Genomic DNA, 12,888 nt, shown 5'->3' with positions numbered 1-12,888 from the left:
GACGAACCAACCGCTTTTGCGTGTTGGAGAGAAATCGCCCTTCTGATTGCCACTGAATAAGAGCTACAACCTTTCTCTGCCAGTAAAACAGACGTTTTTGTTGATTGTTTGAAGACTTTGAGGCTACAATTTGCATAGACAAAGCAATCCCTCTGCGGGGTTTGTTTAATTGGTAATTTCAAAGGCGACTTGATGCGGGGTGAGATCTGCTGTCAAGTCGTTTTTGTTTTGGAAGGAGAGATCGCGTAATCAACTAGCGGGGTGAGAATCTGCCTTTATTGGTACACGCGCTCACACTTTTAACTTTACACTCGGTACTCTGTTTTCATACCCCCAGTTTTGAGAAATGTTCTGAAAATCGCTGATACATAAGGCTTTTAGCTGCGTACTCCTGAATAAACTACCCTTTGGTTGCTCACCCCCTTAGCTTTGTTGTTGCTGGTCAACAGGCGATCACCCTCAATTCATGCTGTAGCGAATATAGGATTATTGATTACTTTGGCGATCCAAGATTGGTAGGCATCTAGAAAGTCTTTAAACGCTTTTCTCAAATCTTTTCTGAATTCTATGTCCATAATCAAAAAAACTAAACTGTGAGATCGCGTCTCCTATGCTGCTTTAAGCCTGCCGTAGACATGACGAATTGCATCGGGGTTGATTGTTGCAGCTAGTTGATCAAGGCGATCTGAAAGCTCGGAACCAAAAGGTTCAACATCAGAATGCTTGAGTAATAGCAGTGCGTGAATTTCAATCCCATCGCGGGTAGGAATTTGAACAATTTCAAACCTTAAGCCAGCGGCACGGCTGAAGTCTAGCACCGTTGCAGCATCGGCTAACCCTAAATTGATCGATAGCTGGTGTTCCCCTGGCTTAGGGACATTGCGAATTGTGCGTAAGTCTCTAATCGTTGTCGTCGCCATTTTCGGTTATTTCACCTCTAAACCAACAGATAAATCGATAAGTCCCTTCGTAGGGTGTCACTGTCTCCTGACTGACTGACAGAACCTCAGTTAACGGAATATCAGCCGCGATCGCCTCACACTTCTTTTGAGCTTCATTCAGGGTTGATGCTCTAACCTCTCTAGCCCACTCTTCAAAAGGATTTTCAGGGTCAGTCAGCATTATTTATAGTGATCGCTCCTTACTTGTCTTTCTTCTGAATTTTAGCCAGCCAATCTTTCAATGCCTCTTCAATCGCATCTGACTGGGTTAGCTCCTGCAACGTGCAGGTTGCCTTAAATTGCAACGCTAACTCTTTTGGAACAAATCCGCTTACTTGTGCAAATTTCGGATCATCCCGTTTTCCTCCAGCCACTTCAGTAGTTCCTGCTAGGTTCATGCTTGTATCTCCTGATCTTGGCACTTGATAACAATTTTGGCACAAGTTCAAGAATTCAGATGTTTTAGTTTTATATGGATTCATGAACTCATGTTAGTATGTTTGGCATGAACTAGGAACAACTTAGAAACAGCACTAGAACGCACCTGAAACGAAGTCTCTTTGTTTCGCCTGTTCCGTGTGCGTTCCAGCCGTTTCAACCCAGTCCCCAAGCCATTCAGGAGCCACATGAATACATCACTGACCAAATTCTGCAAAGACCATGACCTACCAAAATCCACCGTTCATCGTCGCTGCCAAGAATTGAGGATCGATACCTCAGATGGGTTAGCCGCTGGAGATTGCGATCGCCTGCTGCACGAATTCGACATTGCCCCACCTGAACCAGAAACCACCCCTATCCAAACCACCGTAGAGGTAGGCAACCATCAGATGGTGCTAGCCACCCCACAGCTACCCGCTCAATTCAGCCTCGAATCATTGCGGTTTGGTGAATCCATTACCTTTGAAGATCCCTTAGCCGTCGCTACTCAGTTCATTGAAGTGGCAGATCAAATCAGTGACGCGATGGAAACCGACTTGGACAATCGCAAGCTGAAACTGAACCAGACCAAGCAAGCGAAAGACGCGATCGCAGCCAAAGCAACAGCATTGAAGCTGCAACAACAGCGCTATCAGGAGAAAGCCTATCGGATTGACTCTGAGCAGTCTGACCAGACCGACTCCCTCAAAGAAGCTCTGGAACTGCTGCAAGCCTTGGGGAAGTAACCGCTTTTCTCTGCTTAGCTCTGCTGCTGTTTGTCATCGCCATTCAAAGGAACCCCAATGAAGCGCCCCAAAATCAAACCACCGAAAACCGCGCCGCCGCCCTGTCCTGGTCAATTGCCACTGTTTGATCGCCTGACAACCTTAATCATCGAAACCGACAGCGACCCCGACTACGAACGAGCCAAGCAGATATTTTCTGAATTACTCAAAGAGACGTGACGAGAGAGCGATCGCAAGCCCTGAGAAAGTATGCGATCGCCCCTCCAAATAAGCAAACCCCTAGACAGGTTCACCCCTTGAAACTACCACTTTTTTTATGTGGTGCATTAGCTGCTGTGCTGACAGGCTGCGAGGGCACCTGTACAGCCAGCCGTTGCACCATCTCATCAATGATGAGCGCTGGCAACAGCACCCTTAACTCATCGTCACCCCAAAACGAAGCCTCTGTAATTACTCGCAGCCGTGCCCCTGAACGCTATCAACCCGTTGCACCCCGGTCTACTCCTACTGCCAGTAGTTTTGTCGCGCCTCCAATCATTGAGGGCGGCTGCGAATCAGCAGCCTATGGAGAGTACGACCTAAACGTAAACACAATCCGCATCTGCCAGCCAATGGATGCTGCCATGCGGAGGGCTGTGATCGCCCACGAAATGGGGCACGCGGTTGACTGGCAAGAAGATCGCCAAATGCAGCCTGATTCCGAATACTGGGCGGATCAGTATGCCGTCAATAGCTTGCTGCAAAAGAGTGACTGTGAGGCGATCGCTGCACGGGCTAGGTTTGGCACCTCCAAGCCATCGGATTACACCAAGGGCACCTATTATGCGCGCGAAATGCATTCAGCCCATTGCTAAACGAGAGAGCGATCGCAGCCCTGAGAAAGTAGCGTTGGCGAAGCCTGTGCTTAGCACGTATCGCCCCTCCAAACAAGCAAACCCTTACAAGGATTCACCCGATGAAACTACCATTTCGCTATCGTCGCCGTCATCAGCCCACCATCATCAAAGCAGTTTTGGGTGTGGCTTTAGTTGGAGCGGCGATCGCCTCAATCCCTGACACCCAGCGCAACTTAGAGCGGCTTAGCCAAGTGCGCGACAGAGCCGCCGCCATCTCCACCGAACAAGAAATGCAGCGCCTCGACGCTGAGAAAATCGCGGAACTTGCCAAAGTTGCAGATGCGCGATACGCCGCAGGTTGCAACACCTTTGTTGTTTCGATTAACAACACCAGCAAATTTGCCAATATTACGCCTGGTGGGAAAGTCATCAACCCCACAACCGGAGCCACTCTCGCGCCGAATATGGTGGTGTGCGACGACCAGGGCACGACCGGAATCCTGGCAGACGTGGGCAGCGGTGAGACAAGTATCGTGGATGTCGCCACCACTCAAAACTTTGCCCTGGTCAAAAAAGCGATGCAACTGCATGGCATCAATCCACAAGCAGGCGATGGGCGCATTGGGGGGGCAAATGCCCAAATCAAGCACTGATCAGGAGTATTCCCTGTCACTTTGAGATCGAGCGACAGGGAATATCAGTTGGTATCAGCTTACCCCCACAGAAGGCTCTCGTTGGATTCATCGCCCGTTTGCCGACGACGAAACTCCTACTCAGCTTCCCCAAAAAGAAATTGATCGCATCATGTCGGAGACGGATATCGAAGATTACTACGCCTGGGGGATTACCGACTCGCAAAATCAAACAACCATACATCCAAACAAATATAAACCCATGACCCAAACCGCCGCCAAAACCAACAAACCCAAGCGTAAATTTCGGATTCGATTCGGGAAAAATCAACAGGCTGATGTGGGCAGACCAGACCAAAACGAAGAACAGAAAGAGGGCTGGAGTCCTTTGCTGTTGGTAATTGTCATCGCGCTCTTTTTGCTCCTAGGACTGGCGATCGCTTGGAACGTGCAGCCTTTCATAGACATCATCATCCTGTTAGCAGATCGCATCGACTTCACCAATTTGGCTCGATTCCTGTTTGCCCTGCCTGGGATTGGTGGGCTGTTTCAATGGATTGCGGTTTCTTTTGCCGTCGTACTCGGAATCCTGCTCTATGTCATTTTTCAATGGCTAGAACTCGCGCCCTACCTGTACAAACGTAATCCTAAACGGATGCGTCGAATCATTGAGCAGTGGTCAACTTGGGCGAAATACCGACCGGGTAAAAGTGATGGACGAGCTGTAACCAGTCTCAAGCGCTCCTATAACAATCACCCAATCAGAACCTATCAAACGCTTTGCAGCACTCGGAACATTGTCTACGCCTTGGAGTTGGCGATCTGTTTCATTACCCATCCGCCTGTGACCGATGGAAACCTGCTCACTTTCCTGTGGTATCTGGTCACCTTTCAAGTCGGCAAAATTGATTGGATCAACGTCGCGCTTATGTTTAGCGTGCTGTTCCTCGTCGATCGCATCGTGCGAATCGCCCTATCCATCTACCCCGAAATCTTCCCAAAAAAGGAGGAAGCCCCGCAGGTTTAGGGGCTGAAGATATGCCGCAAGACAAGCCTTACGAGCTACAAGACAAGATTTACAGCGTAATGTTTTGCTCTGGTGAAACAGCACAATTAACCCCCAAACAAACGATTGAGCGCTGTGCGGCAGAAAAATTAGATGCCCGCATTTTTGAAAAATACTGGATAAGAATCGGAACTATTTACCCAGATGGAACCTACAAAGACTTTGGAGCGTTCACGCCTGAAGAAGTCGATGAGCAAGTCATGTTGCAAGATTGCATCTGGAACTGGAAGGAAGACAAAACAGCCGCAGAAGTTGAAGCGGCTCGTGCAAGGTTCAAAGAAAAATACAGTGTATTCCGCCCGTAAAAAAAGAGGAAACCCCCCATGCATAACACCGCAGAAGATTGGAATGAAACCGCTGTTAGGCAAGCGATGGACGAATGCGACAATGTGCCCTACCTGATGATTGGTAGCTTGGGACTAGGGGCTGTTGCGTTGGCATTCACGAATTACTTTGTCGCAGGTGCCCTCACGCTTGGAGGGGTGGCACTCTCACAAAAGAAGCAGAACAACGCGATCGCCCGTGCGGAGTTTGCTATCAAACATAATGGGTCTGCGGTTGCCGCCAGGGGCAATGAGCTTAAAGAGTACACAGAATCCTTTGGGCAGAATGCCGCTGCTGAGCAGTTACTTCATGCCGCTCAACGGGGCATCCCCCTCAATCGCGACGGCTGGAACCTGCTAGAGGATCACTATGGCGACAAACTGGATGACCTGTTGGAACAATCCGAAAAACAAGCAAAAGGGCATCGTTGGTTTGAGCCTGAAATAGTGCCACCCAACAGCGACACTGCCACATCCCAAAATGCTACCACTCCAAGCCCTACCCCCGACGAACCCCACCCGATCGCCCGGTTAATGCATTTCTTCCGATTGCAAAACACTCTGGTGTGGGGTGGACAGGGCAGTGGCAAAACATCACTGACCAGGGCGATCGCCGCTGATAAGCTGGCACACAATCAAAAAGTCATCGTGCTCAATCCCCATGGCAGCGCCGCCACTTGGCAAGGCATGAAGTTGATTGGAGGCGGGAAGGATTATAAAGCTGTAGAGGAGTTCATGCGCTCCTATCTGGCATTGATTAAGAAGCGCTATCAAATCTTTGAACAGTCAGGCATCAGTGAAGATGATTTCTTAGAGCAGCTTTTGAGAGCCGGGTTAGTCGAAAGCGTAATTTGTGAGGAAGCCTCTGGCTGGGCTGCAAATGTGGATCAAGAATTACTACACGACTTCACCCGAACTGGGCTGTGTGAATCTCGCAAGGTAGGCTTGCCGCTGCTGATTGTCACCCATGACCCATCCCTGGAATTTATGGGGCTGAAGAAAGGGGCGCGATTGCGCGATGCAGGCATGGCGATCGTGGAATTGGAGCCGGGTATAGCCGATTTAGACACAGGATTCCTCAAGGCGACTGGCAAAGGGAAACTGCAACTGCCGGGACAGGCTCAGTTATAGCAGCGGAAAAATTCTGGTCGTTAGTGAGCGGGTGGAGTAAACTGTCCCATTTACGAGGTCTGGTCAACCACTGCTGAGAAGTCTGTAATGGCGGAAAACCGTTGCTTATGACTTGAACTGTCCCATTTGTAGCTAAAGATGGGACAGTTCAAGCCAACAAGTACTCAAGCAAAGTAATCGCTGAAAGCTTTGATTCATTAGTCTTTCAGCCTTAACGACCATTTTTTGTCCGTTGCTAAAACTGAGCCAAGTCGGGAAAATCGGGGGATGTTTGCCGAACCCATTGTTTACCCATCCCGTCATCAGGCAAACACTCTACTGTCGTCTTTGCGGTCTTTCCTACAGCGTACACGGGCGATCCTACTGGGGCACCCACATCAATTCCGCGATGATAATCACTACAGCCTGAGCAAGGTTGAGGGCGTGCTCCCCATCCGCTGGTGACTTCATATCCTCCAATCTTCTCGCCTGCTTCTGGAACTTTGTTTAAGTCGCCTGTGAAAAACTCTTGGACGGGTTTCGTAGCTTTTTGCACTGGGTCAATAATTTCGTTTTTGACGGTATCGACTACTCCGCGAACTAAGGGGAAACCAACTTGAACCCAAGCAAGTCCACCTACTAGCAACCCCATCAAAATCACCGTAGTCCGGCGATCGCGTTTTGCTTCATCCTCATGGGCGATCGCGTTTACGGTGGCTTGCAATTGTTGCAACTGATGGGTCAGATCTACAAACGGCTGGGCAGCTTGGGCTAGGCGTGTCTCTACTTGAGCATCTAGATTTGATGCCCACTTATCCAAGGGGTTTTCTTCCATGCTAGAAACCTGTGAAAATCAACTTAAGCGGCAGTTCTGCTTTTTCGATTGAGGCGTTGATCGCGCGTGATCCAAAGATTAAATAGTGATAGGCTTTGCCGCTGATCACGCAGTTAGGCTGTCCCAGCGCTGATTGGACTTGCAGCAGAGTCGTGGGCTTTAGTCCTGCATCAATCTGCTGTTTGAATCTGAGCGCTTGCTCTAATGGAACCTGGGGCGCGATCGGGTCGAAGCTACCATCAGGGCAGGCGGCTAATCGTACATCTAACGGTTTTGGCGCGTTACTGGGCTGGGGCGTTGGGCTTTCTACGGCTCCAGATTTGAAAGATTTAGTCACGCGATCGGCGCTGTCTTTCGCAATATCGACAAATGGTGCGGGGGCGCTCTCTAGTTCGGTGGATTTTTCTCCAGAGCTTAAAACCCACTGCCAGACTCGCGGTGCACATCCAAGTTCAATCGGCTTCTGTCCACCGGCGAAGGCAGCGGTGATGATACCTGCCCAAATCGTGAGGACAGCCAGTGAAACCGATAGCTTGAATAGATTGGTCACCATGATGCTTCTACGGATTGGGGGATTGAGCGGGGGAAGGCTGGAATTGCGCGGGGGGTTGCAACACGTCTGGAGTTCTGGCGGGTTCTCCAGAGGATGGACCCGTCTCACCATCCAGGAAATTGTCTGGTACGTTTTTGACCAAGCTGCGACCAAAACACCCGGCTGGGATTGTCCAGGTCTGGGGCAGCCAGATATTCCACCCTCTGCCACAGGTTGAACCATCAAAAGACTTGAGGAGCATGATCATCATTCCACCCACGGCGACTTGAGCGCCTAACCGAAACCACGACTCAGGCGATGCGGGATTGTAGTGGAAGTTGGTCATCACATCCCAAATGTCGGCATTCTTGCTTCGCGAGTTTTGATTATTATTTTGTTGATTATTGCCGCTCATTTTTTACTCTCCTAAGAGTCGTTTGTATTCAAAAACAGCGCATTGATAGTTGGCGCTTCCTCCCTTTCTAAAACCCCAAATTGCGAGGATTGCTTGAGCTTGGTTAAGTCCAGCCGATTGAAAATCACGGAGGCGGTTCGTGATGTCTTCATCCGTTTTCAATCCCGGATCAAGGGGTTTTAGGAGTTTCTGAGGCGGTTCACGAACTTCTGAACCGGGCTGGTACAAATCGCTAGTCTCGTTGACTGGCAAGCGGTTCAGCGGTTCGTTTTGGCTGGATTCAGCGGTTCGTTGCGGTTCGGAATTTGAACCGGGTTCGCGAACCGTTGAACCGCTAATCAGGTCGCTTTGCGCGAATGGATTTCGATCTTTTCCATAGTTTTTGAGGCGCAACATGGGATACCATCGGTTGGTTTTGCGATCGTAAAAAGCGCGACTCACCGGACTGGCATCAACATTTTCTTGAATCGATTCAATCGATTTTTGACCAGAGGGGATCACGTCAGTGCGGAGCAATCCCTGAACTGCCCCAAGATTGTGCATACTGACGATCGCGACCGATCGCAAATTATTACGCACGGAGGTATCAAAAGGTAGGGATTTGTCGTCTGCCGCTTGAGTAACTCCCCAAAACCATTTGCCTGAACTATCCCCAAGGCTGATTAAATGCGTCAGATATGTACTCATCCACGGCGGCACGGATTTGAATTTGCTATTTTTGTCTAGTTCTTTGAAAGATGAATTGATAGCTAGTAATTCATCGAAAATCAATAGCGCTGGGCTGCTTTTTGGCAACTGCTTGAATGAATGGATCGCCACGGCAACCCATTCAGCAATTTCGTCAGGTGACAAATCTATTACGGCTTTGCGAAAAACGTGGGTATAGGAATGGTTTCCTGTCTCCCACAACCCGTCTTCGTCAGGGTCTGCTTTTGGATCTATCCCGACAACGATAAGCTCTGGAAATTGGGCTTTTATGGCTCGAACGGCATTGCTAACAACAATCCCTTTTCCCGCTCCAGGTGTGCCAACAATCAGGCTGTTTTGGGGGAAAATTTTATTGGCGTGATCGCCGCCTAAGTCTTTAGCAACGTCGTAGAACTGAGTTTCTTTTGGCGCGTCAAACGGACTAACCACGGCAACCTGCTCTAATCTTGCTCCTAACTGGATTGGCATTTGTAGCGGCACTTCTGAGACAGCCGTTTGTTCAGGCTTGAACTCAGTTGCAATGGATGGAGATATTGCCCCTACTGGTTCGTCGCCTCCTGCGAGTGCCAATGATGTTTGAACGCGATCGCCCTTGAGTAATTGCCATGCGGCATATCCTTGAGCGGCGGCTAGGAGCAGTATGAATGGGTAAGCTTCCGGGCGATGCTGTAAGGGCACGACGGTTTTGGCTTGCATATCAATCTTGCACTCGACGCGGGCGGCGAGAGTGGATGCCCACAGCAGCACGGGGCACCCCGCCGCTAAAAGGATTCCGGCAAGCGATTGTTTATTTAACATCGACTGCGCCTCGACTGAAGGATCTGCTGGCATCGGGCATGTCTGCGTCAGTGCCGCCCTTGAATGCTTTGTTGGCATCCTGTTGGCGCATGGCTTCATAGGCGGCGGCGGCACCATAGACTTCGACGGCTTTGGTTGCCAGATCCTCGGTGGCGATCGCGGGGATGGGTGGGGTGCCATCAGTCAGGGTGAGGGCGGCGGCTATATCTTGGATTCGCTCTAGCTTTTGGCGGATCACGTCAGCGCTGACCCCATCCGTGCCCATTTTTCCAGCAATTAACTTCTGTCGAAGATCAAACACTTCTTGCTGTTGCTGATTGACGAGCCAGAGGTAAGGGTTGGGGCACTTTTCAGCACCCATCCGACTACATTCAGCGATCGCTTGCTGATACCAGCGCTGACCCCGTGCTGCTCGCATCCGTTTGGAAAACTCGGCAACAGTGCTTTCAAAGGAGGTGTTGGAGTTCTGTAAGGCTTGCCACAGTTGCACCCGTTTGCTATCAATTTCAGCGGAGGGTGACTGTTCGGATTGAGGGTCTGGGGCGGGCTGAATTAAGCTGGACGGTAGGGGCTGGGGTGCTCCGGCTTCGGGGGTGGGGCTGATTAGCTTGCCTGCCAATCCTAAACTGGTCGATAAAACCCCAATCCCGATCAATCCCAGTACGGCAAAAACGCCCATCTTTGCCGCGCCGGGGAGTTCTGAGAGTTTTTCTTTAATGTCCATTGTTCAGTTCCTCCTGCAATTCTTTGAGGATGACCAGTTTGTCTTCTCCAAAGGCTTGAAGCTCGTATCGACCGCTGAGCTTCCCGATCGCTCGATTGAGTTGGGCTTTTGGGATTACGAATTGACTTTGGATTTCCTTTGCGATTGCAAGTCCGGCGATCACCCCGACAATGACAAGATCAATTCCTTCCATATTCTTCCTTCAGTATTTGGGCGAAAAAACTTTTGTAGTTGGGGTCTGCGTTGGTTTCGATGTTTAAGTTAGTCAGGCGATCGAAGAGTTCAATTTGTCCAGGGCAGGGCGGCGGCGCGGTTTTGGGTGGTTTGATTTTGGGGCGCTTCATTCGAATTCCTTTGAGTGGCAAGGATGAAGAGCAACAGTGCTAAGCAGAGCAAAGCGGTTACTTCCCCAAGGCTTGCAATAGTTCCAGGGCTTCTTTGAGGGAGTCGGTTTGGTCAGTTTGTTCTGAATCAATCCGATAGGCTTTCTCCTGATAGCGCTGCTGTTGCAGCTTCAATGCCATTGCTTTGGCGGCGATCGCGTCTTTCGCTTGCTTAGTTTGGTTCAACTTTGCCTTGCGATTATCTAAGTCGGTTTCCATCGCATCACTGATTTGATCGGCTACCGCGATGAACTGGGAGGCGATGACTAGGGGATCTTCAAAGGTGATGGATTCACCAAACCGCAATGATTCCAGGCTAAATTGGGCGGGTAGCTGGGGAGTGGACAGCACGATCTGATGGTTGCCCACTTCGACAGTGGTCTGGACGGGTACAGGTTCTGGTTCGGATGGGGCGATGTCGAATTCGTGCAGCAGGCGATCGCAATCATCAGGGCTAACTCCTTCTGAGGTATCGATGCCCAATTCTTTACAGCGGTTGAAAACGGTCGTTTTGGCAAGAGAGTAGTCTTTGCAAAATTTGGTCAGTGAAGTCTTCATGATTGCCTCTGAACGGTGTGGGCACTGGGTTAGAACGGCTGGAACACGCACGGAACAGTCCGAAACAAGTAGCTTTCGTTTCAGGTGCGTTCTAGTGCTGTTTCTGAGTTGTTCCAACATCCTAACAAGATTTGTTAGGAATGCAATAGTTTTTGTTAGAATCCATTTAAAGTGATAGAGTTTTCACCATTTTCTTATTGGGAGCGTATGATGATGTCAGAACTGAGCAATGATGAAATGTCAAAGGTTACTATTACAGCCTTTATAGAAGAAGACCTTAAAGAAGGCTTGAAAGCTTTGGCAGACGTTGAAAGGCGTTCCATGTCACAGATGGTTGCTGTTCTTATCGAAAGAGCAGTAAACGATGCTGCAAAGCAAGGTCTAATTTCTGATTCTGCTAGCAAGGGCAAGTAAGGAGAGCGATCGCAATGACTACTGTTACCCGTGATGAATTTGAAACTGTTAAAGAGTTGCTGGTTTCAGCGGCTCGATATGCTGAATCTGCTAATCAGAAGTTAGACCAGGTTGCTGAGCAGCAAAAGGTTAACACTGAAGCGATCAGGCAACTGCAAACTGCTCAAGATCGCACACAGTCGCAGCTTGACCAGTTGAGCGCAACTCAAGCCCAAACCCAAAAACAACTAGATCAACTTGCTGTAAGAGTTACCCAAATGAGCGAACGGGTTGACTCATTTGTATTTGAGTCACAACGAATTTTTACCGGGCATGGAGAGCGGATTACTAAGCTAGAAGGCATCAGCGAACGACTAGAGGGCATTTTGGCTTATCTAGTTCGTAAGCAAGGGGACTAAAAATCGCGATGACCAAAACGCAGTTAGACCGCACATTAGATACTTTGGTAGATTTTGCGGATATTAACCGTCAAGCGCTTACCAGGTTGGCTGAATCAATAGAAACAGGCAATCGGCAACTGGTGAGCCGGATCGATGATTTAGCCGTCAAAATTGGCGAACAATCACAAAGCATCGATCGCCTAACTCAAAGCGTTGATCGGACGGCGCAAACCGTAGACCGACTTGCTCAGTCAGTTGATGGACATTTAAAAGTAGCTGAGCAACAATCGCTCAACATTATGAAGCTGTCTGAGTGGGTGGCAACCCAAGCGGCAACCGTTAATAAATTGCTGGATAGAGTCGCGGCATAGAAAAGCAGGAGAGATCGCGACATTTTCCCAGATCTGCGGTTAGATCAGACAGGCTCTCTACAGTCAAAGCCGCAGATGAGCAAACCAGTTTTCCCGTTTGAAACCCCAGGAGGTCAGCCCGTGACATAAAAAACCCTTTAAAAAGTCGAAACCCCCACTGCGCTAACAGAAGGGGCGAAAAGACTTTTATTTAATTCGGGATAGGATTCGGAGACTCTAACTGCGCCCATCGAAAGCAAATGTTAGACCATCCAGCTTTGCTATGCCAATCTTAGTCGAAATTTGTCAAGTTGACAAATTTCGTCAAGTTTTTTGCATAGCTTCCTACCCTCTGTTGTTCCAACATAGGAAGTTCATCATGCATCGAAGATTTTGTGACCAGCGGGAGGGCAGCCCATGACTCTGCCTCTCGTCGCCTCATTCCAGGGGGTTGGAGCGAAACTCCAACCCAAACGTTCTCATCTAAGTTCTCCATTTCAGTCGGTAACAGAAGGGGAAGATACCTTCCTAACGCTGTTTTCCCATCGCCATGACTACATCTATGCCGCGCATCCCCAGCCCACCGCCAAGCCACAGTGGCAGACCGAGAGCCGTCACCCCCTCTCCGATCGCTTGATCCTGCAAGGCGGCTATCTCTATGGAGTGCGCTTTGGAGCTAAAACCCATTACTTGCTGTTCGATATTGATAGCGGCAGC

The 12,888-nt window shown here is 49.5% G+C and carries 21 protein-coding genes and 1 pseudogene; 11 read left to right on the top strand and 11 right to left on the bottom strand.

Annotation, left to right across the window (positions count from 1 at the left end; translation table 11 throughout):
- Positions 1-608: 608 nt before the first annotated feature.
- From AC1S5B_RS22130 to AC1S5B_RS22120, 3 genes are read right to left on the bottom strand one after another with little or no spacing between them, the layout of a single operon-like run.
- Complete coding sequence (locus tag AC1S5B_RS22130) at positions 609-920, bottom strand: hypothetical protein (protein WP_482037846.1); 312 nt, start codon at positions 918-920, stop codon at positions 609-611.
- On the bottom strand, positions 901-1,122 hold the full coding sequence (locus tag AC1S5B_RS22125; protein ID WP_482037845.1) for a hypothetical protein: 222 nt from the start codon (positions 1,120-1,122) through the stop codon (positions 901-903). Before AC1S5B_RS22125 ends, AC1S5B_RS22130 begins: the two co-directional genes overlap by 20 nt.
- Before the next feature lie 19 nt (positions 1,123-1,141).
- Positions 1,142-1,423 carry a hypothetical protein gene (locus tag AC1S5B_RS22120; protein WP_482037844.1) on the bottom strand — a complete coding sequence of 94 codons (282 nt, stop codon included), beginning with the start codon at positions 1,421-1,423 and terminating at the stop codon, positions 1,142-1,144.
- A gap of 144 nt (positions 1,424-1,567) precedes the next feature.
- Here AC1S5B_RS22120 and AC1S5B_RS22115 point away from each other — a divergent pair, with 144 nt between their 5' ends.
- The 7 genes from AC1S5B_RS22115 to AC1S5B_RS22085 all read left to right on the top strand — a co-directional run bounded on the left by AC1S5B_RS22115 (position 1,568) and on the right by AC1S5B_RS22085 (position 6,095).
- Positions 1,568-2,107 carry a hypothetical protein gene (locus AC1S5B_RS22115; RefSeq protein ID WP_482037843.1) on the top strand — a complete coding sequence of 180 codons (540 nt, stop codon included), beginning with the start codon at positions 1,568-1,570 and terminating at the stop codon, positions 2,105-2,107.
- A gap of 57 nt (positions 2,108-2,164) precedes the next feature.
- The gene (locus AC1S5B_RS22110) at positions 2,165-2,326 is read left to right on the top strand and encodes a hypothetical protein (RefSeq protein ID WP_482037842.1); all 162 of its coding nucleotides are present in this window, start codon (positions 2,165-2,167) and stop codon (positions 2,324-2,326) included.
- 77 nt (positions 2,327-2,403) lie between these two features.
- Positions 2,404-2,961 (top strand): DUF6782 family putative metallopeptidase, encoded by a 558-nt coding sequence (locus AC1S5B_RS22105; protein ID WP_482037841.1) that lies wholly within the window; start codon positions 2,404-2,406, stop codon positions 2,959-2,961.
- Positions 2,962-3,062: 101 nt separating this feature from the next.
- Positions 3,063-3,596 carry a hypothetical protein gene (locus AC1S5B_RS22100; RefSeq protein ID WP_482037840.1) on the top strand — a complete coding sequence of 178 codons (534 nt, stop codon included), beginning with the start codon at positions 3,063-3,065 and terminating at the stop codon, positions 3,594-3,596.
- A gap of 151 nt (positions 3,597-3,747) precedes the next feature.
- Positions 3,748-4,602 (top strand): hypothetical protein, encoded by an 855-nt coding sequence (locus AC1S5B_RS22095; RefSeq protein ID WP_482037839.1) that lies wholly within the window; start codon positions 3,748-3,750, stop codon positions 4,600-4,602.
- 11 nt (positions 4,603-4,613) lie between these two features.
- Positions 4,614-4,946, top strand: coding sequence for a hypothetical protein (locus AC1S5B_RS22090; protein WP_482037838.1), 333 nt, complete (start codon positions 4,614-4,616; stop codon positions 4,944-4,946).
- Between the two features lie 18 nt (positions 4,947-4,964).
- Positions 4,965-6,095, top strand: a complete 1,131-nt coding sequence (locus tag AC1S5B_RS22085; RefSeq protein WP_482037837.1) for an ATP-binding protein — start codon at positions 4,965-4,967, stop codon at positions 6,093-6,095.
- Positions 6,096-6,330: 235 nt separating this feature from the next.
- Here the strand turns inward: AC1S5B_RS22085 and AC1S5B_RS22080 are convergent, their stop codons facing one another.
- The 8 genes from AC1S5B_RS22080 to AC1S5B_RS22045 are packed head-to-tail and all read right to left on the bottom strand — an operon-like array spanning position 6,331 to position 11,027.
- Positions 6,331-6,909, bottom strand: a complete 579-nt coding sequence (locus AC1S5B_RS22080; protein ID WP_482037836.1) for a M23 family metallopeptidase — start codon at positions 6,907-6,909, stop codon at positions 6,331-6,333.
- Position 6,910: 1 nt separating this feature from the next.
- Positions 6,911-7,462, bottom strand: coding sequence for a hypothetical protein (locus AC1S5B_RS22075; protein ID WP_482037835.1), 552 nt, complete (start codon positions 7,460-7,462; stop codon positions 6,911-6,913).
- Between the two features lie 7 nt (positions 7,463-7,469).
- Positions 7,470-7,856 (bottom strand): hypothetical protein, encoded by a 387-nt coding sequence (locus tag AC1S5B_RS22070; RefSeq protein ID WP_482037834.1) that lies wholly within the window; start codon positions 7,854-7,856, stop codon positions 7,470-7,472.
- A gap of 3 nt (positions 7,857-7,859) precedes the next feature.
- Entirely contained in the window at positions 7,860-9,395 is a 1,536-nt protein-coding gene (locus AC1S5B_RS22065) for a hypothetical protein (protein ID WP_482037833.1), read from the bottom strand.
- Positions 9,352-10,086, bottom strand: coding sequence for a hypothetical protein (locus AC1S5B_RS22060; RefSeq protein WP_482037832.1), 735 nt, complete (start codon positions 10,084-10,086; stop codon positions 9,352-9,354). The genes AC1S5B_RS22065 and AC1S5B_RS22060 overlap by 44 nt, the downstream gene beginning before the upstream one ends.
- Positions 10,076-10,279 carry a hypothetical protein gene (locus tag AC1S5B_RS22055; protein ID WP_482037831.1) on the bottom strand — a complete coding sequence of 68 codons (204 nt, stop codon included), beginning with the start codon at positions 10,277-10,279 and terminating at the stop codon, positions 10,076-10,078. The genes AC1S5B_RS22060 and AC1S5B_RS22055 overlap by 11 nt, the downstream gene beginning before the upstream one ends.
- Positions 10,266-10,430 (bottom strand): hypothetical protein, encoded by a 165-nt coding sequence (locus AC1S5B_RS22050; protein ID WP_482037830.1) that lies wholly within the window; start codon positions 10,428-10,430, stop codon positions 10,266-10,268. Before AC1S5B_RS22050 ends, AC1S5B_RS22055 begins: the two co-directional genes overlap by 14 nt.
- 57 nt (positions 10,431-10,487) lie before the next feature.
- Positions 10,488-11,027 carry a hypothetical protein gene (locus tag AC1S5B_RS22045; RefSeq protein ID WP_482037829.1) on the bottom strand — a complete coding sequence of 180 codons (540 nt, stop codon included), beginning with the start codon at positions 11,025-11,027 and terminating at the stop codon, positions 10,488-10,490.
- Positions 11,028-11,198: 171 nt separating this feature from the next.
- On the opposite strand from AC1S5B_RS22045, the gene AC1S5B_RS22040 reads away from it, so the two are divergent.
- From AC1S5B_RS22040 to AC1S5B_RS22025, 4 genes and pseudogenes are all read left to right on the top strand, one after another.
- Positions 11,199-11,441: a ribbon-helix-helix domain-containing protein gene (locus tag AC1S5B_RS22040; RefSeq protein WP_482037828.1), complete on the top strand. Its 243-nt coding sequence runs from the start codon at positions 11,199-11,201 to the stop codon at positions 11,439-11,441.
- Positions 11,442-11,455: 14 nt separating this feature from the next.
- Positions 11,456-11,839 carry a hypothetical protein gene (locus tag AC1S5B_RS22035; RefSeq protein WP_482037827.1) on the top strand — a complete coding sequence of 128 codons (384 nt, stop codon included), beginning with the start codon at positions 11,456-11,458 and terminating at the stop codon, positions 11,837-11,839.
- A gap of 8 nt (positions 11,840-11,847) precedes the next feature.
- Positions 11,848-12,192 (top strand): hypothetical protein, encoded by a 345-nt coding sequence (locus AC1S5B_RS22030; RefSeq protein ID WP_482037826.1) that lies wholly within the window; start codon positions 11,848-11,850, stop codon positions 12,190-12,192.
- Positions 12,193-12,588: 396 nt separating this feature from the next.
- Positions 12,589-12,888 (top strand): annotated as a pseudogene (locus tag AC1S5B_RS22025) (hypothetical protein); the annotation flags it as partial.

It is taken from the genome of Leptolyngbya sp. CALU 1928 (genome assembly GCF_056784215.1).
This window is presented reverse-complemented; position numbering and strand designations above follow the sequence as displayed.